Source organism: Saccharopolyspora sp. NPDC049357 (genome assembly GCF_040677225.1).
GTDB lineage: Bacteria > Actinomycetota > Actinomycetes > Mycobacteriales > Pseudonocardiaceae > Saccharopolyspora.
The window spans coordinates 1-20,092 of the sequence record NZ_JBFAQJ010000043.1; the positions used below are offsets into that span (position 1 = coordinate 1).

19 protein-coding genes are annotated in these 20,092 nt (G+C 71.1%); 12 read left to right on the forward strand and 7 right to left on the reverse strand.

Annotated elements, in window-relative coordinates; genetic code table 11:
- Positions 1–247 precede the first annotated feature (247 nt).
- The 5 genes from AB0J91_RS27230 to AB0J91_RS27250 form a co-directional block, all read right to left on the reverse strand.
- Entirely contained in the window at positions 248–2,155 is a 1,908-nt protein-coding gene (locus AB0J91_RS27230; protein WP_363874330.1) for a cellulase family glycosylhydrolase, read from the reverse strand.
- 266 nt (positions 2,156–2,421) lie between these two features.
- Positions 2,422–3,261 carry a carbohydrate ABC transporter permease gene (locus tag AB0J91_RS27235; RefSeq protein WP_132673377.1) on the reverse strand — a complete coding sequence of 280 codons (840 nt, stop codon included), beginning with the start codon at positions 3,259–3,261 and terminating at the stop codon, positions 2,422–2,424.
- A complete protein-coding gene (locus AB0J91_RS27240) occupies positions 3,254–4,225 on the reverse strand; it encodes a sugar ABC transporter permease (protein WP_363874334.1) in 972 nt (323 codons plus the stop codon). Before AB0J91_RS27240 ends, AB0J91_RS27235 begins: the two co-directional genes overlap by 8 nt.
- Positions 4,222–5,529, reverse strand: coding sequence for a sugar ABC transporter substrate-binding protein (locus tag AB0J91_RS27245; RefSeq protein WP_363874337.1), 1,308 nt, complete (start codon positions 5,527–5,529; stop codon positions 4,222–4,224). The genes AB0J91_RS27240 and AB0J91_RS27245 overlap by 4 nt, the downstream gene beginning before the upstream one ends.
- Before the next feature lie 134 nt (positions 5,530–5,663).
- Complete coding sequence (locus tag AB0J91_RS27250) at positions 5,664–6,686, reverse strand: LacI family DNA-binding transcriptional regulator (protein WP_363874340.1); 1,023 nt, start codon at positions 6,684–6,686, stop codon at positions 5,664–5,666.
- Positions 6,687–6,827: 141 nt separating this feature from the next.
- Here AB0J91_RS27250 and AB0J91_RS27255 point away from each other — a divergent pair, with 141 nt between their 5' ends.
- Genes AB0J91_RS27255 through AB0J91_RS27265 form a run of 3 tightly spaced genes read left to right on the forward strand, consistent with a single transcriptional unit; the run spans position 6,828 to position 8,727 of the window.
- Positions 6,828–6,983: a hypothetical protein gene (locus AB0J91_RS27255; RefSeq protein ID WP_363874343.1), complete on the forward strand. Its 156-nt coding sequence runs from the start codon at positions 6,828–6,830 to the stop codon at positions 6,981–6,983.
- 38 nt (positions 6,984–7,021) lie between these two features.
- Positions 7,022–7,774, forward strand: a complete 753-nt coding sequence (locus AB0J91_RS27260) for an SDR family oxidoreductase (RefSeq protein WP_363874346.1) — start codon at positions 7,022–7,024, stop codon at positions 7,772–7,774.
- The gene (locus AB0J91_RS27265) at positions 7,771–8,727 is read left to right on the forward strand and encodes an aldo/keto reductase (protein ID WP_363874349.1); all 957 of its coding nucleotides are present in this window, start codon (positions 7,771–7,773) and stop codon (positions 8,725–8,727) included. Before AB0J91_RS27260 ends, AB0J91_RS27265 begins: the two co-directional genes overlap by 4 nt.
- A gap of 21 nt (positions 8,728–8,748) precedes the next feature.
- Here the strand turns inward: AB0J91_RS27265 and AB0J91_RS27270 are convergent, their stop codons facing one another.
- Positions 8,749–9,687, reverse strand: a complete 939-nt coding sequence (locus tag AB0J91_RS27270; protein ID WP_363874352.1) for an NADP-dependent oxidoreductase — start codon at positions 9,685–9,687, stop codon at positions 8,749–8,751.
- Positions 9,688–9,786: 99 nt separating this feature from the next.
- On the opposite strand from AB0J91_RS27270, the gene AB0J91_RS27275 reads away from it, so the two are divergent.
- The 9 genes from AB0J91_RS27275 (at position 9,787) to AB0J91_RS27315 (ending at position 19,164) form a co-directional block, all read left to right on the forward strand.
- Entirely contained in the window at positions 9,787–10,608 is an 822-nt protein-coding gene (locus AB0J91_RS27275) for a PhzF family phenazine biosynthesis protein (protein ID WP_363874355.1), read from the forward strand.
- A 232-nt stretch (positions 10,609–10,840) separates the two neighbouring features.
- Positions 10,841–11,950: an NDMA-dependent alcohol dehydrogenase gene (locus AB0J91_RS27280; RefSeq protein WP_363874358.1), complete on the forward strand. Its 1,110-nt coding sequence runs from the start codon at positions 10,841–10,843 to the stop codon at positions 11,948–11,950.
- Between the two features lie 93 nt (positions 11,951–12,043).
- On the forward strand, positions 12,044–12,997 hold the full coding sequence (locus AB0J91_RS27285; RefSeq protein WP_363874485.1) for a TIGR03560 family F420-dependent LLM class oxidoreductase: 954 nt from the start codon (positions 12,044–12,046) through the stop codon (positions 12,995–12,997).
- Positions 12,994–14,112, forward strand: coding sequence for an NDMA-dependent alcohol dehydrogenase (locus AB0J91_RS27290; RefSeq protein WP_363874361.1), 1,119 nt, complete (start codon positions 12,994–12,996; stop codon positions 14,110–14,112). The genes AB0J91_RS27285 and AB0J91_RS27290 overlap by 4 nt, the downstream gene beginning before the upstream one ends.
- 17 nt (positions 14,113–14,129) lie before the next feature.
- Positions 14,130–15,419 carry an AMP-binding protein gene (locus tag AB0J91_RS27295; RefSeq protein WP_363874364.1) on the forward strand — a complete coding sequence of 430 codons (1,290 nt, stop codon included), beginning with the start codon at positions 14,130–14,132 and terminating at the stop codon, positions 15,417–15,419.
- 11 nt (positions 15,420–15,430) lie between these two features.
- Positions 15,431–15,976 (forward strand): UGSC family (seleno)protein, encoded by a 546-nt coding sequence (locus tag AB0J91_RS27300; protein WP_363874367.1) that lies wholly within the window; start codon positions 15,431–15,433, stop codon positions 15,974–15,976.
- Positions 15,973–17,040, forward strand: a complete 1,068-nt coding sequence (locus AB0J91_RS27305; RefSeq protein ID WP_363874370.1) for a hypothetical protein — start codon at positions 15,973–15,975, stop codon at positions 17,038–17,040. Before AB0J91_RS27300 ends, AB0J91_RS27305 begins: the two co-directional genes overlap by 4 nt.
- The gene (locus tag AB0J91_RS27310) at positions 17,037–18,143 is read left to right on the forward strand and encodes an alcohol dehydrogenase catalytic domain-containing protein (RefSeq protein WP_363874373.1); all 1,107 of its coding nucleotides are present in this window, start codon (positions 17,037–17,039) and stop codon (positions 18,141–18,143) included. The genes AB0J91_RS27305 and AB0J91_RS27310 overlap by 4 nt, the downstream gene beginning before the upstream one ends.
- A 16-nt stretch (positions 18,144–18,159) precedes the next feature.
- On the forward strand, positions 18,160–19,164 hold the full coding sequence (locus AB0J91_RS27315; RefSeq protein WP_363874376.1) for an amidohydrolase family protein: 1,005 nt from the start codon (positions 18,160–18,162) through the stop codon (positions 19,162–19,164).
- A 1-nt stretch (position 19,165) separates the two neighbouring features.
- Here the strand turns inward: AB0J91_RS27315 and AB0J91_RS27320 are convergent, their stop codons facing one another.
- Positions 19,166–19,984, reverse strand: coding sequence for an IclR family transcriptional regulator (locus tag AB0J91_RS27320; RefSeq protein ID WP_363874378.1), 819 nt, complete (start codon positions 19,982–19,984; stop codon positions 19,166–19,168).
- Positions 19,985–20,092 lie beyond the last annotated feature (108 nt).

Consider the following 20,092-nt stretch of genomic DNA (forward strand, 5'->3'; position numbering starts at 1 on the left):
ACGATGGGCCTGTACTTCCTGGCCCCGGCGATGGGCCAGGGCCTGGGCGCCCAGGTGGTCAAGGCCGACCGGCACCGTCGGGCTTCGCTGAAGGTGGCGGCGTAGCCGCGTGCACCAGGAGTGGCGCCCGGACCCAGTCCTCACGGCAGGCCGGCGCGGGGCACGTCGACGCGGACCGCTCGCAGCAGGTGGGTTGTCAGGCCGGCGGGCCTCGACCCCAGAGAGACCGAGGCCCGCCCGCGGGGTGTCAGGACTTCAGCTCGACCACCTCGACGCCGAACGGCGGCAGCGTCACCTCCGACAGCGACTCACCGGACAGGCTCCGCAGCGAACCGGTCGTGCGCGGGGCCGCCGTCGCGTCCTCCGCGTGCTGGCTGACCAGCCACGCGAACCGGCGTCCGTCCTCGTGCACCACGACGTCGGCGAACACCTTCGGGTCGTCCACCACGACCTCGCGGGACACCCCGGCGACCTCGGCCAGCGCGGCGTAGAGCCGGTGGCTGTCATCCGGGTTCACGCGCGTGCTGCGGGCCGCGAACAGCTCCACCGGGTACGTGCACAGCACCGCCTGGCCCTGGCCGGTCGCGCAGCGCAGCAGCGCCGGATTGCCGTGCGCGTCGGTGGCCACCACCTCGGCCCCGTCCGGGACGACGGGCAGGAACGAGCGGCTGTGCTCGTTGCCCGACACCCGGAACCGCAGCGCCGCACCCCGTTCGATGCCGCCGAAGTCCTCGACGAAGGTGAACACAACCTCCTCGTCGGTGACCTCGTCGACCACGCCGTAGGTGATCTCCTTGCGCACGCCGAAGGTCTCGTCGAAGTAGGGGATCCACGGCTGCCGGTGATGTCCCACCTCACCGGCGGTGTAGGACAGGTACAGCACCGCGCCCTCGGCGACCCGCTCGCGCAGCCGCTGCCACGTCGGGCCCTGGATCTGCTTCACGCACGGCAGCAGGTAGAGGTCGCAGTCGGCGTCGACGCCGTCGCGCTCCCTCGTGAATCCCACCGGCAGGTCCGCTTCCCGGGCCGCCGCGTACGCCTGGTGCAGCGTGTCGAAGATCAGCGGCCGGTCGTCGTCCTGGGTGAACGGGTACCCGCGTTCCAGGTACTCGGTCACCAGCAGGCTCGCGCGCGCGTCGCTGCGGTGGCAGCGGGCGAAGTCCACCTGTTCCAGAACCTCGGCGAAGGCGGCCAACTCGTGCAGCGGGGGTTTCGGCGCGCCCGTGTGATCGGTGATGCCGAAGTGCATCTCGAACGGGTGGTGCGAGTACGGGCCCTGACCGATCAGGTCGTCGTAGTCGGTGTTGTTCCACGCCACCCAGCCCGTCGAGCCGCCCAGCAGCGAGTTGTGCAGCGTCTGCCGGTAGTAGTGGCCGGCGTTCTCCGGCGACACCTGGTCGCTGGACAGGCCGAACTCCTCCAGCACCACCGGCTTGTCGGCCACCGCCGACAGCTCGCAGAGGAACGCCGCTATGAGGTGCTGGCGGACCGGGTCGCTGTCGATCCGGTACACGTGCGGACCCACGAAGTCCACCATCGCGCCCGTCTCGCGCACCGAGAACCCGTTGTCCACGCCGGTGACCTCGATGCCCCACGCGCCGTCGCCCAGCGACACCGGTTGGGTGCCGCCACCGGCGCGCACCGCCTGCACCATCAGCTGCGCCCACGCGCTGACCTGCTCGGTGGGCGCCTTCGGTTCGTGGCGCAACCGGCCGTAGATGGGCATCTCGTTGCTGAGCAGCCAGCCCGCCACCGCCGGATGCCCGGCGAAGCGCTCGGTCATCCGCTGGACGAACCACGCCTGCCGGGACACCAGCCACACGTCGGCGTAGAGATCCCGGCCGCCGCGCCACTCCGGATCCCAGTTGTCGCCGGACATGTGCCCGACCAGGAACGTGGGGATCGAGGTCATGCCGATCTCGGCGTGGGCGTCCAGGAAGTCCTGGTAGTGCGCCACCTTCTGCTCGTCCACGGTGTCCGGGGTGGGCATGAAGTCCGGCCAGTAGAAGAACGACCTGGTCTGCCGCAGGCCGTGGTCGTGGAGCACCCGGAGCTCGTCGCGCACGACCTCCGGCGAGTAGTTCCGCCACATCAGAGGACCACCGGTGCGCGACCAGAAGTTGGCCCCCAGCCACACCTGGGGCTGTCCGGCCACCGTCACCTTCGCACTATTACGTCGCATGAAAACCTTCCGCTCTATGGCATGGTTCGTGGTTGCTTTGCTGGGCGGTGCGGGTGGCGGAACCTGAGCGGTGCTGTGGACTCCGTGCGCCACTCCTGATGTATGTCCAATACACGGCGTCGCGGCGTACTCGCCACAGCACCGCTCAGAACCCGCGGCGGTGCGGGTTGAGTCCCACACTTGAAACTGGTTCTACCGGCGCAATCCTGACCTTGGGGGACCCGCCCGGCGAATGTGTGTCATTTGACGGCGCCGGCGGTCAGGCCTTGGGCGAGGTAGCGCTGCAGGGCCAGGAAGCCGATGACGACCGGGATGCTGACGACCAGGGAGGCGGCCATCACCTCGTTCCAGTACACGGAGGTCTCCGTGGAGTACTCGCGCAGTCCGACCGCCAGCGTCCGCGAATCCGAGTCCGTCATGATCGAGGCGAACAGCGTCTCGCCCCACGCCGTCATGAACGCGTAGATGCCCACCGCGGCGATGCCCGGGCGCGCGGCGGGCAGCACCACGCGCCACAGCGCGCCGATCGGGCTGGCGCCGTCGATCAGCGCGGCCTCGTCGAGATCGCGCGGGATCGTGTCGAAGTAGCCGACCATCATCCAGATCGCGAACGGCAGCGAGAACGTCAGGTAGGTGACGATCAGCCCGAGCTGGCTGCCGTAGAGCTCGATGCCGGTGTAGCGGCCGATCGTCGCGTAGATCAGGTACAGCGGCAGCAGGAACAGGATGCCCGGGAACATCTGCGTGGACAGCACCACGATCCGGAAACCGTTGCGCCCGCGGAACCTGTAGCGGCTGACGGCGTAGGCCGCCAGGATCGCCAGCGTCAGCGACACCAGCGCCGCGCCCAGCGCCACGATGGCGCTGTTGATGAAGTAGTCCGCGAGATCGATCGTGGACCACATGTCGATGAACGGCTCGAAGGTGAGGTGGTCCGGGATCCACTGGAACCGGTCCCGCACATCACCCAGCGGCTTCAACGCCGAGGTCACCATCACGTACAGCGGCACCAGCGTGAACAGCGTCAGCAGCGTCAGGCCCACGACCCGCAGGACGCGGAACCACCTCGGCTCAGGCATCCTTCATCCTCCGCGATGTGAAGGCCAGGTACCCGGCCGTGACGACCAGCAGGAACAGCAGCAGCAACGTCAACATCGCCGACCCGAGGCCGAAGTTCCAGGTGATGAACGAGTTGTTGTAGATGTGGATCGACAGCAGGTTCGCCGCGTTGGGCACCGACTTGTCGAACAGGATGTAGGGCACGTTGAAGTCGTTGAACGTCCACAGGAACAGCACCAGCACCAGGACCTGGTTCACCGGCCGCAGCATCGGCAGCGTGATCGAGCGGAACTGCTGCCACAGCCCGGCACCGTCCACAGTGGCTGATTCGTAGACGTCGTTCGGGATGGACTGCATCCCCGCCATCAGCACCAGGAACGCGAACGGCCACAACCTCCACGTCGCCGTGGCCACCGTCGCCAGGAACGCGTTGTCGCCCAGCAGCCAGAACGTCTGGCCTCCGGTGAGGCCCAGCCCGCCCAGGGTCGCGTTGACCATGCCGTCGTCCTGGTCCAGCAGGAACTTCCAGATCATCGCCGCGGTGTAGACCGGCAGCGCGTAGGGGACCAGGAACAGGGTGCGCAGCACCGCACGTCCCCGGAAGGAGCGTTGCAGCAGCGTCGCCGCGAACACCCCCAGCAGCCAGGACAGTCCCACGGTGAGGATCGAGAACCCGGCGGTCACCGCGAACGAGCGCAGCAGGGTGACACCGACGGCGCTGTTGAAGTCCAGCGCGAAGCCGAAGTTCGACAGGCCGGCGAACGGCGCGTTGAGCCAGTCCCGCAGGTAGAACTGGGTCAGCTCCAGCGCGCTCATGTACAGCCCGCCGAGCATCGGCAGCAGGTGCACCAGCAGCTCGAAGCACAAGGCGGGCGCCACCAGCAGGTACGGCAGCAGCCGACGGCTCGGCGACCACGTGCGTCTCCGCGGGGGTTCCGGCGTCGTCGTCGGCCGGGTGGGGGAGGGTGCGGCGGTGCTGGTCAACTTCCGGTACCTCGCATCTTCTGCTCGGCGTCGGCCAGCGCGGCCCGCACGTCCTCGGTGGTGACCTGGCGGCCCGTGGCGATCTCGGCGAACAGGTCCCGCATCGCCGATCCCACGGTCGTCTCGAAGTGCGCCTCGGTCGGGATCATCGGTGCCGGTTCCGAGTAGTTGGCCAGCACGTCCGAGAAGACCTCGTCCTCCTCGGTGTGGAAGGCGGGATCGTCGTAGGCGTCGGTGACCACCGGCAGCGTCCCGTACTTCTTGTTCAACGACGCCTGGATGTCCTTGCTGGTCAGGAACTCCACCAGCTTCAACGCCTGCTCGCGCTTCGGGCTGTCGGCGAACACCGCGACGTTCGACCCGGCCACGTGGCTCAGCGCGGGCGTCCCGCCACGCGGCAGCGGATCGGGCGCGGGCAACCTGACCACGCCGTAGGCGTCCTCGGACATCCCGTTGTCCTCCAGCGTCGGGATGACGCTGTTCTGGGCGATGAGCATCGCCGCGTTGCCGTCGGTGAAGTCCTCGGCGGCGCTGGAGGTGTTGCCCTCCTCGGCGTCGCCGGGGCTGACGACCTTCTGCGTCGACATCAGGTCCAGGTAGCGCTGGACGGCCGAGACCGCACCCGGGGAGTCGAACTCGGGGCCGTTGGCGGTGATGAGGTCGACGCCCTCCCAGCGGGCGAACATGAAGGCGAAGTGGGCGTTCTCGGTGTAGCTGGCGCCCGCGATGGTCAGTCCCCAGCGGTTGCGGGCAGGATCGGTCAGGCGTTGGGAGGCGGCGAGGAACTCGTCCCAGTTGCGCGGGGGAGCCAGTCCGGCCTCGGCGAAGAGCTTCTTGTTGTAGAACACGCCGTAGCTCAACCCGTACAGCGGGAGCGAGGTCGGGACCTGGCCCGCCATGCCGGTCGAGCTCATGCTGCTGTCCAGGAACCGCTCCCGGCCGCCGAAGCGCTGCATCAGCTCGTCGTCGAACGGCACGAACGCGCCGGTGGCCTGCAGCGACGCGGCCCAGGTGTTGCCGAGGTTGACCACGTCGGGCCCGACCCCGGAGGTGGCCGCGCCCAAGATCCGGTTGAGCAGATCGGACCAGCCGATGACCTCGACGTTCACCTCGATGCCTGTTTGGGCGGTGAACTGGGCGAGCTCGTCGTGCAGGATTTCCATGTCCTGCTCGGCGCTCTCGCCCTGGTTGCTGGCCCAGTAGGTGATCGTGTTGGGGTCCTCGGCCGAGCCCGCGCATCCCGTCAGAGTCCCGGCGAGCAGGGCCGCGATGAGCGACACCGCCGCGAGTGAGCGTTTGATCACGAAACGACTCCTCGGCCTCGTCGGACCCGTCGTTGGGCCCGCCGCTCAAAGTAGGGACTTAACCGGTTAACAAGAAGGCCCGGTCCGATCTGCGTGACCGATTCGTTACTTTTGGTGTTCGGGTGCTGCTCCGGTCAGCCGAACACCGGTGCCGCAGCGGTGCTCTCGCGCGTGATGAGCTCGCGGGGCTGCAAGCGGGAGTCGTCGGCGACACCCGTTTCGATCAGCTCCAGCAGCATCAACGCCGCTCGTGCCGCGGCAGCGCCCACGTCGTGCGAGAAGGCCGTGATCGCCGGGTGCACCACCCGGCACAGCATCGAGTCGTCCCACGCCAGCACCGAGACGTCCCCGGGGACCCGCACTCCGAGTTCGGCTGCCCGCGCCACCGACGCCACCGCCATCACGTCGTTGTCGTAGATGATCGCCGTCGGCGGCCGCGCCGAAGCCAGCAGCCGCGCCGTGGCCGCCACGCCGCCACCTTCGGTGTAGTCGCCGGAATCGCGCACCAGCACCACACCGGGCCGTTCCTCCGCCGCCCGCCCGAGTTCCCGCTCGCGGCGAGCGGTGTGGCGCAGCTGCCCCGGTCCCTGGACGTGGCCGATCCTGCGGTGGCGCAGGTCGGCGAGGTGCTCGATGGCGCTGTCGGCGATGTCGTGCTCGTCGACCCACAGCACGGGAATCCCGGCCATGGGCTGTTCGGTCCCGAAGAACACCGCCGGTATCCGCAGCTCCCGCAACAGCGCCGGGCGCGGATCGTCGACCCGCAGATCGGTCAGCAGCACCCCGTCGACGCGGCGCTCCGCCCACCACCGGCGGTAGGTCTCCAGCTCGGTGTCCGTATCGGACGCCAGCGCCAGCTGGAGGGAGAATCCGTGCGCCGAGAGCGTCTGCTCCAAACCGGCGACCACCTGCATGAAGAAGGGTTCGGTCCGCAGCACCTCCGGAGACCGGGCGAGCACGACGCCGACGGTGGCGGCCCGGTCGCTAGACAGGGCCCGCGCAGCACTGCTGGCGCGCCACCCCATGTCCGCGGCCACGTCGAGGATCCGCTCCCGCGTCTCCTGGGACACGCCACCGCGGCCGTTGAGCGCGTAGGACACCGCGGCCTTGGACACGCCCACCGCGCGGGCGATGTCGATGATCGTCGGTCGCTTCACCACGCGGCTCCCGGTCTGCAGGCACCTCGAATCCTCCGGAACACCCGGGAAGTATGCCGGAGGGATGCGGCGCGGGGCTCCGGTCGGGCGGCTCGGTAGGATCCGATCCGCCCGCTCGCAGCTGCTCCCACGGGATGGCTCATGTCCGAAGCACCGCCTCCGACGCGTGATGCCGCTGACTTCGCGTGGTTCGAGCGCGACCGGGTGGTCGTCGTGGAAGGCGAGGTGCTGGCCTCCACCTCGGAACCGGCGGACCCGGTTGCCCGCGCCTTGTTGCCGCCGCGTTCGAGCTGCTAGTTCTCCTGGGAGATCTCGGCGAGCGAAGGGGCTGACCGGTGAGCGCAGGGGAGTTCGAGGGGCTGGCGGCGGTGGTCACCGGCGGCGGGTCGGGCATCGGCCTGGCGGTGGCGCGGAGGCTGACCGATGGCGGGGCGAAGGTCGCGGCGCTGGACCTGGACCCGGGCGCGGTTCCGGCCGGGATCCTCGGTCTCCGGTGCGACGTCACCGACCAGGACTCGGTGCGGGAAGCGGTGCAGGAGGCCGTCGAGCACCACGGTGGCCTGGACGTCGTGGTCAACAACGCGGGCATCGGCGCGCAGGGCACGGTCGAGACCAACTCCTACGACGAGTGGCGCCGCGTCTTCGACGTCAACGTGCTGGGCATCGTGCGCACCAGCCGCGCCGCCCTGCCGCACCTGCGCAGCTCGGCCGCCGCGTCGATCGTCAACACCTGCTCGATCGCGGCGACGGCGGGCCTGCCGGAACGCGCCGCCTACAGCGCCAGCAAGGGCGCCGTGCTGTCGCTGACGCAGGCGATGGCCGCTGATCACCTCGCCGAGGGGATCCGCGTCAACTGCGTGAACCCGGGCACGGCCGACACGCCGTGGGTGCGTCGGCTGCTGTCGGCGGCGGACGATCCCGACGCGGAGCTGGCCGCGCTGAACGCTCGGCAGCCCTCGGGCCGCCTGGTCTCCGCCGACGAGGTGGCCGCCGCGGTCGCTTACCTGGCGGGTCCCGCTGCCGGGGCGACGACGGGGACGTCGTTGGCGGTGGACGGCGGCATGCAGGGCCTGCGGTTGCGGAAGTGACCGTCCTGGGCCGATCCGGGGTGCGGGTGAGCGCCCTGGGCTTCGGCGGTGCGGTGATCGGCAACCTCTACCGCGAGGTCTCCGAAACGACGGCGGCGGAGACCGTCGCGGCGGCGTGGGACGCCGGGGTCCGCTACTTCGACACCGCACCGCACTACGGCCTGGGACTGGCCGAACGCCGGCTCGGCGCGGCGCTGGCGGGACGGGCTCGGCACGAGTTCTCGGTGTCGACCAAGGTCGGCAGGATCCTCGAACCCGTCCCGAACCCCGGGCGAGCCCGCGACGTGGCGGGCGGCTTCGCGGTCCCCGCCGACTTCGCGCGGCGGTGGGACTTCAGCGCCGACGGCGTCCGCCGCTCCCTGGAGTCCAGTGTGGACAGGCTGGGTCTGGATCGCGTCGACCTGGTGCTGCTGCACGACCCGGACGAGCACTGGGCGCAGGCGGTCTCGGAGGCGTACCCGGCCCTGCACGAGCTCCGCTCGCAGGGCGTGGTGGGGGCGATCGGGGTCGGGATGAACCAGTGGCAGATGCTGCGGCGCTTCGTCACCGACACCGACCTCGACGCGGTGATGCTCGCGGGCCGCTACACGCTGCTGGACTCCTCCGGTGAGCCGCTGCTGGACGAGTGCGCGCGCCGCGGCGTGTCCGCGCTCGCGGCAGGCGTGTTCAACGGCGGGATGCTGGCCACCGACGACCCCGCTGCCCACGCCGTCTACGACTACCGCCCGGCACCACCGCAGGTGGTGAGCAGGGCGCGACGGATGGTCGAGATCTGCCGCCGCCACGGGGTGGCGCTCCCGCAGGCGGCCATCGCGCACGCCGCGAGGCACCCGGCCGTGGCGTCGGTGGTGCTGGGAGCGCGGTCGCCGGAGGAGGTCCGGCGCAACGCCGAGCTGTTCCACGCGCCCGTGCCCGAGGAGCTGTGGGAGGAGCTGGCGGCGGCCGGGCCCTGACCGTCCGGCCGCCGCCAGCGGTCAGAAGCGGATGACCAACCGGCCCCGGGTGCCACCGGCTTCGAGCCGCCGGTGCGCTTCGGCACCATCCTCGATCGGGTAGGCGTCGGCGATCCGCAGCGTCAGCGCGCCGTCCTCGACCTGCTGCCGCAACCGGTCGAGCTCGGCCTGCTCCAACCAGTAGTCGCGGACGAGCACCGCGTGGTACCGGATGCCGCGTTCGGTTTCGGCGGTGAACCCGCGCACCGTGGCGATGCCGCCGCCGTCGCGGACCGCGGCCTCGACCCGGTCGTTGAGCACCGCCGCGTCCACGACGCCGTCCACACCGCCGGGCGCGATCTCGCGGATGCGGTTGGCGACGTCGTCACCGCGCTCGACGATCTCGTCGGCGCCCAGCGAGGCGACCAGGTCGCGGTCGGAGTCCTTGGCGTCGGCGATCACCCGCAGGCCGTCGGCCTTGGCCAGCTGCACGACGTAGCCGCCGAGGGTTCCGGCGGCACCGGTAACGGCGAGCAGACCGCCGGGCGGGAGCCCGAGCCGGTCGAGGGCGAGGCGCGCGGTGAGCCCGTTCATCGGCAGCGTCGACGCGGCGTCGTGACCGGTCCCGGCGGGGGTGCGGGCGACCGACGCGGCCGGCACCACGAGGCTCTCCGAGTAGGCGCCGTGGGCACCGGACGGGATGACGATGGCCATCACGTCCTCGCCGACCCGCAGGTCGGACTCGGTGCCCTCGCCGATCTCGTCGACGACGCCGGCGGCGTCCATTCCCGGCACGTAGGGCGGTTCGACATCGCGGTACCGGTCGGGGAACCAGCCGGCGCGACCGGCGGTGTCGGTCGGGTTGACCGCCGCCGCGCGCACCCGGATCCGCACTTCGCCCGGTCCCGGATGCCGCTCCGGCACCTCGTGCACACCCAGGACCTCCGGACCGCCGAACTCGGTGAAACCAACGACACGCATGTCGATCACAACCCGGGACGGGCGGCGGCTATTCCGCGGCGTCAGGCGGATCACGTGGCCGAACCGGGCGAGGGGGTCCGCGCCCGCTAGTGTGCGTTCATGCGGAGGTTCCAGCAGGTAGACGTGTTCACCGACGTCCCGTACTACGGCAACCCGGTCGCGGTCGTGCTCGACGCGGAAGGTCTGTCGGACGCGCAGATGCAGCGCTTCGCGGCGTGGACGAACCTGTCGGAGACGACCTTCGTGCTGCCGCCGACCAGCGATGCGGCCGACTACCGGGTGCGGATCTTCACGGCCTCCGCCGAGCTGCCCTTCGCCGGTCACCCGACGCTGGGCACCTGCCACGCCTGGCAGTCGGTGCACGGTCGGCGCGACGCGGTGATCCAGGAGTGCGGAGCCGGGCTGGTGACGGTGCGCCGGACAGGTGGCGGACTGGCCTTCGAGGCGCCCCCGCTGCTGCGTTCGGGTCCGGTGGAACCGGAACTGCTGGAACGCATCGCCGCCGCGCTGGGCATCGACAGCGGCGAGATCGTGGACGCGCGGTGGGCCGACAACGGTCCCGGATGGGTCGCGCTGCTGCTGTCCGACGCCGATGCGGTGCTGGCGCTGGAGCCCTCCTACCGCGACGATCTCAAGATCGGTGTCGCGGGCCCGCACCCGGCGGGCGGACCCGCCAGGTACGAGGTCCGCGCGTTCGCCCCGGGCGGCGGCGGTTGCACGGAGGATCCGGTCACCGGCAGCCTCAACGCCTCCCTCGCGCAATGGCTGCTGACCTCCGGCCGCACGACGGCCCCCTACACCACCCGGCAGGGAACGGCCCTCGGTCGCGCCGGTCAGGTCCGCGTCGACACCGACGAGCGCGACGCCATCTGGGTCGGCGGAAGCACGATCACCTGCATCGACGGCACGGTCGAGATCTGAGCCCTCGCTCGACGACAGCGCAGGTGACCGAACCGGGCTCGCACGTGGTGCGGGCCCGGTTCGGCCGTTCCGGTTCGTTCCGCGGCTGCGGCTTCCGCGTCGCAGAAGCGGTGTCGCCGAGCCGGGGCGGCCGGGGGCATCGTGAAACGCGTTGCGGGTGAGCGCGTTCGCCGGTCCAGGACCGCGAGCCCCCGCGGATGTGCCGTGCCGATCGTCCAGGAACGAGGCCCACATGAGCATGACCACGCGTGCCGCCATCTGCCGGGAGCCCGGTCGGCCCTGGGAGATCACCGACGTCGAGCTCGACGAACCGAAGGCGAACGAGGTGCGGGTCCGCTTCCACGCCGCCGGGTTGTGCCACTCCGACGACCACATCCAGAAGGGCGACGCGTTCATGCGCTTCCCCGTGGTCGGCGGGCACGAGGGGGCGGGGGTCGTCGAGGCGGTCGGCGAGGGCGTGACCCGGGTCGAGGTCGGGGACCACGTGGTGTGCTCGTTCATCCCGGCCTGCGGGTCCTGCCGGTACTGCTCGACGGGCCAGCAGAACCTGTGCGACGCCGGGAAGAACGCCTCCACCGGCATGTTCGCCGACGGCACCTTCCGGTTCCACCTCGACGGCGAGGACCTGGGTGGGCTGTGCGTGCTGGGCACCTTCGCCGAGCGCGCGGTGATCTCGGAGTTCTCCTGCATCAAGATCGCCGACGAGATCCCGTTCGACGTCGCCGCTCTGGTCAGCTGCGGGGTGCCGACCGGGTGGGGTTCTGCGGTGCACGCGGCGGGTGTTCGGGCCGGGGAGACGGTGGTGATCTACGGGTCCGGGGGTGTGGGCAGCAACGCGGTGCAGGGTGCGCGTTTCGCGGGGGCGAAGAACGTCGTGGTGGTGGATCCGGTGGAGTTCAAGCGGGACATGGCCAAGGTCTTCGGTGCCACGCACACCTTCGCCGACGCCGCCTCGGCGCACGAGTTCGTCGTCGAGACCACCTGGGGAGAGCTGGCCGACCACGCCATCATCACCGTCGGCGTGCTGCACGACGCCGTCATCGACTCCGCCCTGCAGGTCGTCGGCAAGAGCGGGCAGGTCACCATCACCGCCGTCGGCAACGGCAGCGTCGACGCCCCCGCCGGGATGTTCATCGGCTACCAGCGGCGCGTGCAGGGTGCCATCTTCGGCGGCTGCAACCCGCTGCACGACGTCCCGCGCCTGCTGGGCCTCTACCGGTCCGGCGATCTCAAGCTCGACGAGCTCATCACCCGCAGGTACCGGCTGGACGAGGTCAACCAGGGATACCAGGACATGTTGGACGGCAAGAACGTTCGCGGCGTCGTCGTCCACGAGCAGTGACCCCCGCTAGGAGCAGATCGATGACGAATGCTGTGGCGGACCTCCGGCCGAAGGCGGTGGGTTTCCTTGGCGCCGCGTGAAAGCGGGGTCCGGATGCGGGTGCTCATGGAGCCCCGCCACGGAGCGCGCTACGCCGACGTCCTCGCGCTGGCGCTGGCCACCGAGCAGGCCGGGTTCGAGGCGTTCTTCCGATCCGACCACCTCCTCGGCGTCGACCCGGACGATCCCGAGTACCGGCCCACCGACTGCTGGACCACGCTCGCCGGACTGGCCCGCGAGACCAGCCGGGTCCGGCTCGGGTCGCTGGTCACCGCGAGCACCTTCCGGCCCCCGGGACTGCTGGCCGCCATCGTCGCCTCCGTCGACGAGATGAGCGGCGGCCGGGTCGAGCTCGGCATCGGAACCGGCTGGTACGGACGGGAACACGATGCCTTCGGCCTCGAATTCCGCACCACCCGGGAGCGGTTCGACAGGCTCGAAGAGGTGCTGGCCGTCCTCACCGGACTGTGGTCCACCGAAACCGGTGCGGCTCCCGGCTTCTCCTTCGAGGGCGAGCACTTCCGCATCGACGACAACAGGACCCCGCCCCGTCCGACGCAGCTGCCGGGCCCGCCGATCATCATCGGTGGTGCCGGGCCGAAGCGGACCCCGGCGATCGCCGCGCGCTACGCCGCCGAGTTCAACGGAGCCCTGGGCGGTGACCTGCGCGAGCGCTTCGCGATCTTCGACCGCGCCTGCGAGGCGATCGGTCGCGATCCCGGGACCGCGCGGCACTCGGCGGTGCTGCCCGTCGCCTGCGGCACCACCCATGCCGACATCGATCGCCGGGCAGCGGTGATCGGCTCGGAGTTCATGCGCGACCACGCCGCCATCGGCGCGCCGGAGCATCTCACCGACCGGATCGGCGAGCTCGCCGACAGCGGTGCGGACACCGTCTACCTGCACGTCTACGACATCCACGACCTCGACCAGATCGCGCTGATCGGTGCCGAGGTGCTGCCGCACGTGCCGGGTGCGGCACAGCCGGAAACGGGGGTCACGTCATGACCATCACCACGCGCGCCGCCATCGCGCACCGGCCGCACGAAGGCTGGGAACTCGCCGAACTCACCCTCGACGAACCCGGATCGCACGAGGTCCGGGTGAGGTTCCACGCCGCCGGGCTCTGCCACTCCGACGACCACATCACCAAGGGCGACGCGCCCGTGCGGTTCCCGATCGTCGGCGGCCACGAAGGCGCGGGATTCGTCGAGTCGGTCGGACCGGACGTGCGCCGGGTCAAACCCGGCGACCGCATCGTGTGCTCCTACATCCCCGCGTGCGGCGCCTGCCGGCCGTGCTCGACCGGGCACCAGAACATGTGCGTGAAGGGCCTCAACGCGGGCACCGGGATGTTCCTCGACGGCACCTTCCGGTTCCACCTCGGCGACGAGGACCTCGGCGGCTTCTGCACGCTGGGAACGTTCTCGCAGCACGCGGTGGTGTCGGAGTGGGCGTGCGTACCGCTGGACGACGACATCCCCTTCGAGATCGGTGCGCTCGTCGGCTGCGGGGTGCCGACCGGGTGGGGTTCTGCGGTGCACGCCGCCGGTGTTCGCGCCGGACAGACCGTGGTGATCTACGGGGCCGGGGGAGTGGGCAGCAACGCGGTGCAGGGCGCCCGCTACGCCGGGGCGAAGAACGTCGTCGTGGTGGACCCGGTGGAGTTCAAGCGGGACATGGCGAAGGTCTTCGGCGCCACCCACACCTTCGCCGACGCCGCCTCGGCGCACGAGTTCGTCGTCGAGACCACCTGGGGGCAGCTCGCCGACCACGCCATCTGCACGCCCGGGGTGCTCTCCGAAGAGGTCGTCAACGCCGCGGTGCAGGTCGTCGGCAAGGGCGGCAAGGTCACCATCACCGCCGTCGGCAAGCTCGGCGAGAACACCGTGCACGTGCACGCGGGCAACACCATCAGCTACCAGCGCCAGATCCGCGGCGCCCTGTTCGGCGACTCCAACCCGCTCCACGACATCCCCCGGCTGCTCGGGCTCTACCGCTGCGGCGATCTCAAGCTCGACGAGCTGGTCACCCGCAAGTACCGGCTGGATCAGATCAACGACGCCTACCAGGACATGGCCGACGGCAAGAACATCCGCGGCGTCGTCGTCCACGAGTCCTGAGCCACCGGAGGATCACCTTGGTCACGCCGAGCTTCGTCGCGCCGGACGATCGCGACGCCGTGTTCGACCTGCTCCGCGCCCAGCTCGACGGGCTGCCTGCGCGCTCCGCCTTCTACGCCGAGAAGTTCGCCGAGCACGGCATCACCCCGGCCGCGTTCGACTCGCTCGAAGACCTGGCCAAGTTCCCGTTCACCACCAAACCGATGCTGCGCGAATCCCAGTCCGCCAGACCGCCGCTCGGCGAGCACGCCGCGGCGGAGCTGGCCGACGTGGTGCGCGTGCACGCCTCCACCGGCACCACCGGCAGGCCCAGCTGGGTGGGCGTGACGCGGCGAGATGCCGCGGCCTGGACCGAGATGGTCGCCCGCGCCTTCCGCACCATGGGCGCCACCAGCGACGACGTCGTGGTGCACGCGGCCGGGCTGACCCTGTTCGTCGGCGGGCTCCCGGTGCGCGACGCGTTCGAGCGGATCGGTTCGACGTTCATCCCCATCGGAACCGGGGCGTCGGAGAAGGTCGTGCAGGCCATGGAAACCCTCGGCGTCACCGCCCTGCACTCCACCCCGTCCTACGCCCGCTACCTCGCCGAGCACCTGCGGGCGCGCGGGCGCGATCCGAGGGAGTTCGGGTTGCGCAGGATCTTCGTCGGTGGCGAACCCGGCGGGGGAGAGCCCGCGTTCCGCGAGCACGTCGAGCGGGAGTGGGGTGCGCCGGTCACCGAAGGTCTCGGCAACGCCGACATGGCTCCGGTCCTGTTCGGCGAACGCCCCGGCACCGGCGGCATGCGCTTCACCGGCGGCCGGCACGTCCTCGTCGAGCTCGTCGATCCCGACAGCGGCGCGGTGGTCGTGCCGGAGACCGGTGCGCGCGGCGAGCTCGTCTACACCTCGGTGGACCGGGAGTGCTGCCCGCTGGTGCGGTTCCGCACCGGAGACCGGGTGGTGGTCACCGGTGTCGCCGACGACGGGATGCCGCTGATCCGCTGCTTCGGCCGGACCGACGACATGCTCATCGTGCTCGGCGTCAACGTCTTCCCCTCGGCCATCCGGGATCTGGTGCAGGCCATGCACCCGCGCACCACCGGAGCCATCCAGGTCGTGCTGCCCGAAGCCGGGCCGCGCGTCGAACCACCGCTGCGCGTGCAGGTCGAACGCGGCGAGCAGGCCGACGACCTGGCCGAACTGACCACCCGCATCGAGGAAGCGATCCGCACGCGCCTGTCGGTGCGCGCCGAGGTGGACCTGGTGCCGCCGGGCTCCCTCGAACGTTCCGAGATGAAGACCCGGCTCACCCGGATCGCGACCTGAGAGGAGCCGACGTGCCCAGCAGAATCCTCGACCCCACCGGAGGCGCGACGAACGCCGGAGCGGAGGCGGCGCAGCTCGCCGAACGCCCTGCCGGTCTCGTCGGCGCCCGGGTGGGCTTGCTGGAGAACACCAAGCAGAACGCCGACCTGATGCTGCGCGAGCTCGCCGAGCTGCTGTGCACCGAGCACGGCGCGGCCGGTGTCGAAGTCCTGCGCACCAAGCGGGCTTTCGCCCAGCCCGCTCCCGCGGAGCTGATCGCGGAGTTCGCCGAGCGCTGCGACGTGGTGATCACCGGCGTGGGCGATTGCGGTTCGTGCAGCGCCTCGGCGGTGGCCGACGGACTGCTGTTCGAGCGGGCCGGGTTGCCCGCGGCGGTGATCTGCAGCGACGCGTTCGTGGCCACCGCGGACGCGATGGCCGAGCTGCGCGGTGACCCCGGCTACCGCTACGCCACCACCGCGCATCCGGTCGCGATCCTCACCCCGGACGAGGTGCGGCAGCGCGCCAGCGACGTGCTGCCCGAGGTCGTGGCGCTGCTGACGAGGGAGGGCTCGTGACCGCGCACGACCCCGACCTGGCCCAGCAGGCCATCGAGCACTGCTACGAGCAGGGCTGGTCAGACGGCTTGCCGCTGGTTCCGGCATCCCAGCCGCTGGTGGACCGGTTCCTGGCCGAGGTCCGGCGCGAACCCGACGAGGTGATCGGTCGGCTTCCGCAGTTCGAGCGGGTCGTGACCGTCGAGCTCGCCGCGATCAACGCCGCGATGGCCGGATGCCTGCCCGAGCACTTCCCAGTGGTGCTGGCCGCCTGGGACGCGCTGATGCGGGAGCGGGCCGCCACCGGTGGCGGCTGGCAGTCCACGAGCGGGCCCGCCCCGCTGATCGTCGTCAACGGGCCGGTGCGCGAACGCCTGGGGTTCAACCACGCCGGTGGAGCGTTCGGGCCCGGTTTCCGCGCCAACGCGACCGTCGCGCGGGCGATCGGCCTGATCGTGCGCAACGTCTTCGGCGTGCGCCCGCACGTGCTGGAGCAGGCCACCCAGGGGCTGCCGGGGCGCTGGCAGATCTGCCTCGCCGAGAACGAGGAGGAATCCCCCTGGGAACCGCTCGCCGAGGAAGCAGGAGCACCGGCGGGCTCGTCGGCGGTCTCGGCGACCTTGCTGCGGACCTGCGAGTTCGTCGACAACCGGCACACGAGCGCCCCCGAGCAGCTGCTCGCCGACTTCGCCGACACGATCTCGCGCACCGGCTCCTGGATCTTCCGGCACGCGGGCGCGGGCATCGTGTTCTGCCCCGAGCACGCCCAGCTGCTCGCCGGCGCCGGGTTCGGCAAGGCCGAGGTGCGCGCGTGGCTCGCCGAGCGCTGCGGCCGCGAGGTCAGCGACCTCGCCGCGGCCGGGAAGGACGGGCTCAGCGACAACGGCGTCCGCCACGCCGACGGCACCAGGCCCGAGGAGTTCGACCGGCTGCTGCCCGGCGACAGCCGCACGCACCTCCCGCTGCTCGTGGCCGGGGCGCGCAACGCCGGGATCTCCATGGTGGTGCGGCTCTTCGGCGAGTGGTCGGGCACGGCGGTGCGGATCGACGACGATCTTCCAGAACAACGGGGAAGGCAGACATGAGCGAGAAGGTGCGCGCCGCGGTGCAGAACGGGCCGAGGCAGATCGAGATCCGCGAGTTCGACCGGCCGAAGATCGGCGCCGACGACGGGCTGCTGCGCGTGGAGGCCAACGGCATCTGCGGCAGCGACGTCGAGATGTACAAGGGCCACATGACGATGCGCGGCGGGTTCCCGGTCATCCCCGGGCACGAACCGATGGGCATCGTCGAGGAGGTCGGTGACGAGGCCGCGAAGCGGTGGGGAGTGCAGCCCGGCGACCGGGTGGCGCTGGAGGTCATCGTGCCGTGCCGGGTGTGCGGCGACTGCCTGACCGGCCGCTACCAGGGCTGCAAGAACCGCACCATCGGCCACGGCGTCACCGGGATCGACGTCGCCCCGAGCCTGTGGGGCGGCATGGCCGAACACCTCTACCTGACGCCGAACGCCATCCTCCACAAGATCGACAACACGCTGCCCGCCGAGGTCGCCGCGATGTTCAACCCGCTGGGCGCCGGTGTGCGGTGGGCGGCGAAGCTGGGCGGCATCCAGCTCGGCGACACCGTCGTCGTGCTCGGCGCGGGGCAGCGCGGCATCGCCAGCGTCATCGCGGCCCGCGCGGCGGGCGCGGGCACCATCATCGTCACCGGACTGGAGTCCGACGCGCACAAGCTGGCGCTGGCCGCGGAGTTCGGCGCCGACCACACCATCGTCGTCGACGGCGAGCACGCCGAGGACCTCGTGCGGCGGGTCACCGAGATCACCGATGGGGCGATGGCCGACGTGGTGCTGGAGCTCACACCGATGGCGGCGCAACCGGTCACCGACGCCCTGCTGGTGGCCCGGCACGGCGGGCGGGTCGTGCTGGCCGGGCTGAAGGGGAACCGCGAGGTACCGCTGCGCACGGACCTGATCATCAACCGCGCCCTGCAGGTGTTCGGCGCGTTCGGCGTCGACGCCGAGTCCAACGCCGCGGCCATCCGCCTCATCGAATCGCGCAGGTTCCCGCTGGAGAAGCTGCACACCCACACCTTCGGGCTCGACGACACCGCGCTCGCCGTGGAAACCCTCGCGGGCGAGGTGCCGGGCGAATCCCCGGTGCACGTGTCGGTCCACCCCCACGACTGATCCCCGGGAGGAATCCGTGCTGGTCGACACGCACGCGCACCTGCTGCCCCGCGACTACCCGGCTGACGCCCCGGAGTGCTTCCCGCGCATGGAGCCCATCGACGGCGACAGCGCGCGAACGCTGCTGTTCGGCGCGCTGAAGTTCCGCGCCAGGGACGTGTTCTTCGACGCCGAGCGGCGCGTCGAGGCGCAGGACGCCTCCGGGGTGGACGTCGAAGTGCTCAGCCCGATGCCGCCGCTGCTGCGCTACGACCTGCCGCCCGCTGACGGCCTGTCGCTGGCGCGACACGTCAACGAGTTCACCGCGTCGCTGTGCCGAACCCACCCGCAGCGCCTGCTGGGTTTGGGGATGGTTCCGCTGCAGGACCCGGAATCGGCCGCCGCCGAGCTCACCGCGATCCGCGACCAGGGGCTGCACGGGGTGGAGATCGCCTCCAACGTCGCGGGCGAATCCATCGGCGACGAGCGGTTCCTGCCGCTGTTCACCGAGGCCGAACGACTCGGGCTCGCGGTGTTCGTGCACGCCATGCCCACCGCCACCGACCGGCTCCCGCCCGCGGCGATGGGGACCTACGTGGTGGGCCTGGAAGGAGCGCTGGCGGCGTCGTCGATGGTCGTGGGCGGTACCGCCGCGAAGTGCCCGGACCTGCGCATCGCCTTCAGCCACGCCGCGGGCGGCTACCCGCTGATGCTGCCGCGCGCCCAGTACTTCTGGGGCGGTTCGTGGAACGAGGAACCCGTCGACCTCGACCGGGCCGTCGCCCCCGACGACGGGCCGTCACCGCTGGAGCTGGCGCGGCGCTTCTACTACGACTCCCTGGTCTTCGACCACCGCGCGATCCGCTACCTCGTCGACCTCCTCGGTGCCGACCGCCTCCTGGTCGGCTCGGACTTCCCGGCCATGCCCCGCGAGGACCCCGCCGCCCGGACGCTTCGCGCGATGGACCTGCCGCCCGAAGCGCTGCGCCAGATCACCGGCGAGAACGCCTTCGCCTGGCTCGGAATCGACCCGCCGGGCTGACCTAGGGCTGGGGCACCGGCCGGAGGGGGAGCCTCCTGCCGGGGTCGAGGCCGCGGGAGATCGCCCGGGAGGCTTGGGTGAGCAGGGCGGTGAGTTCGCGCGGGCGGGCGTCGGCGGTTTCGACCACGACGCTGATCGCGGCGATGACCTCGCCGCGCGGGCTGTGCACCGGGACCGCCACCACCATGTCCGGCAGGGTGATCTGCCCGCGCGCGACGGCCACACCGGTGTGCCGGATCTGCGCGAGCTTGCGGCGCAGCTCCGCGGGGTCGACCACCGTCAGCGGTGAGAAGCGCTCCAGCGGCGAATCGAGCACCTGCTCCTGCAGGTCGGAGTCGGCGAAGGCCAGCAGCACCAGGCCGGTGCCCGTCACGTGCATCGGCCAGCGGTCGCCCACCCGGCTCGACACCGGGTTGCGCACCCTGGCCCGGATCGCCTCGACGTAGACGACCTCGACGCCGTCGCGGACGCCGAGGTGCACGTTGCCGCGCGTGATCTGGTGCAGGTCCTGAAGGTAGGGGAACGCGGCTTCGCGCAGTTCCAGGCCGCGCGGTGCCAGCGCCGACAGCTCCAGCAGGCGCAGCCCCACCGAGTATCGCCCTTCGTCGTCGCGTTCCAGCGCGCCCCAGCCGAGCAGTTCGCGCACCAGGCGGTGCGCGGTCGGCAGCGTCAGCCCAGCGCGGCGGGAGATCTCGCTGAGCGAGAGGGTCCGATGCCGCGGCCCGAACGCGTCGAGCACCGCGAGGACCTTGCCGGCCGCGGTGGGCCGCCGATCGGCCGGATCTTCCGCTGTCGTCTCGACTTCCGGTACAACCGTCATCACGCCGACCCCTTTGTCAACGTCGCCAGCTCGGGTCTGTTGCCTCCGCCCCAGTCTTGCCAGCCCGAGCGCGGCATCACAAGGGACGAGGCCCGGTTTCCGCCACCT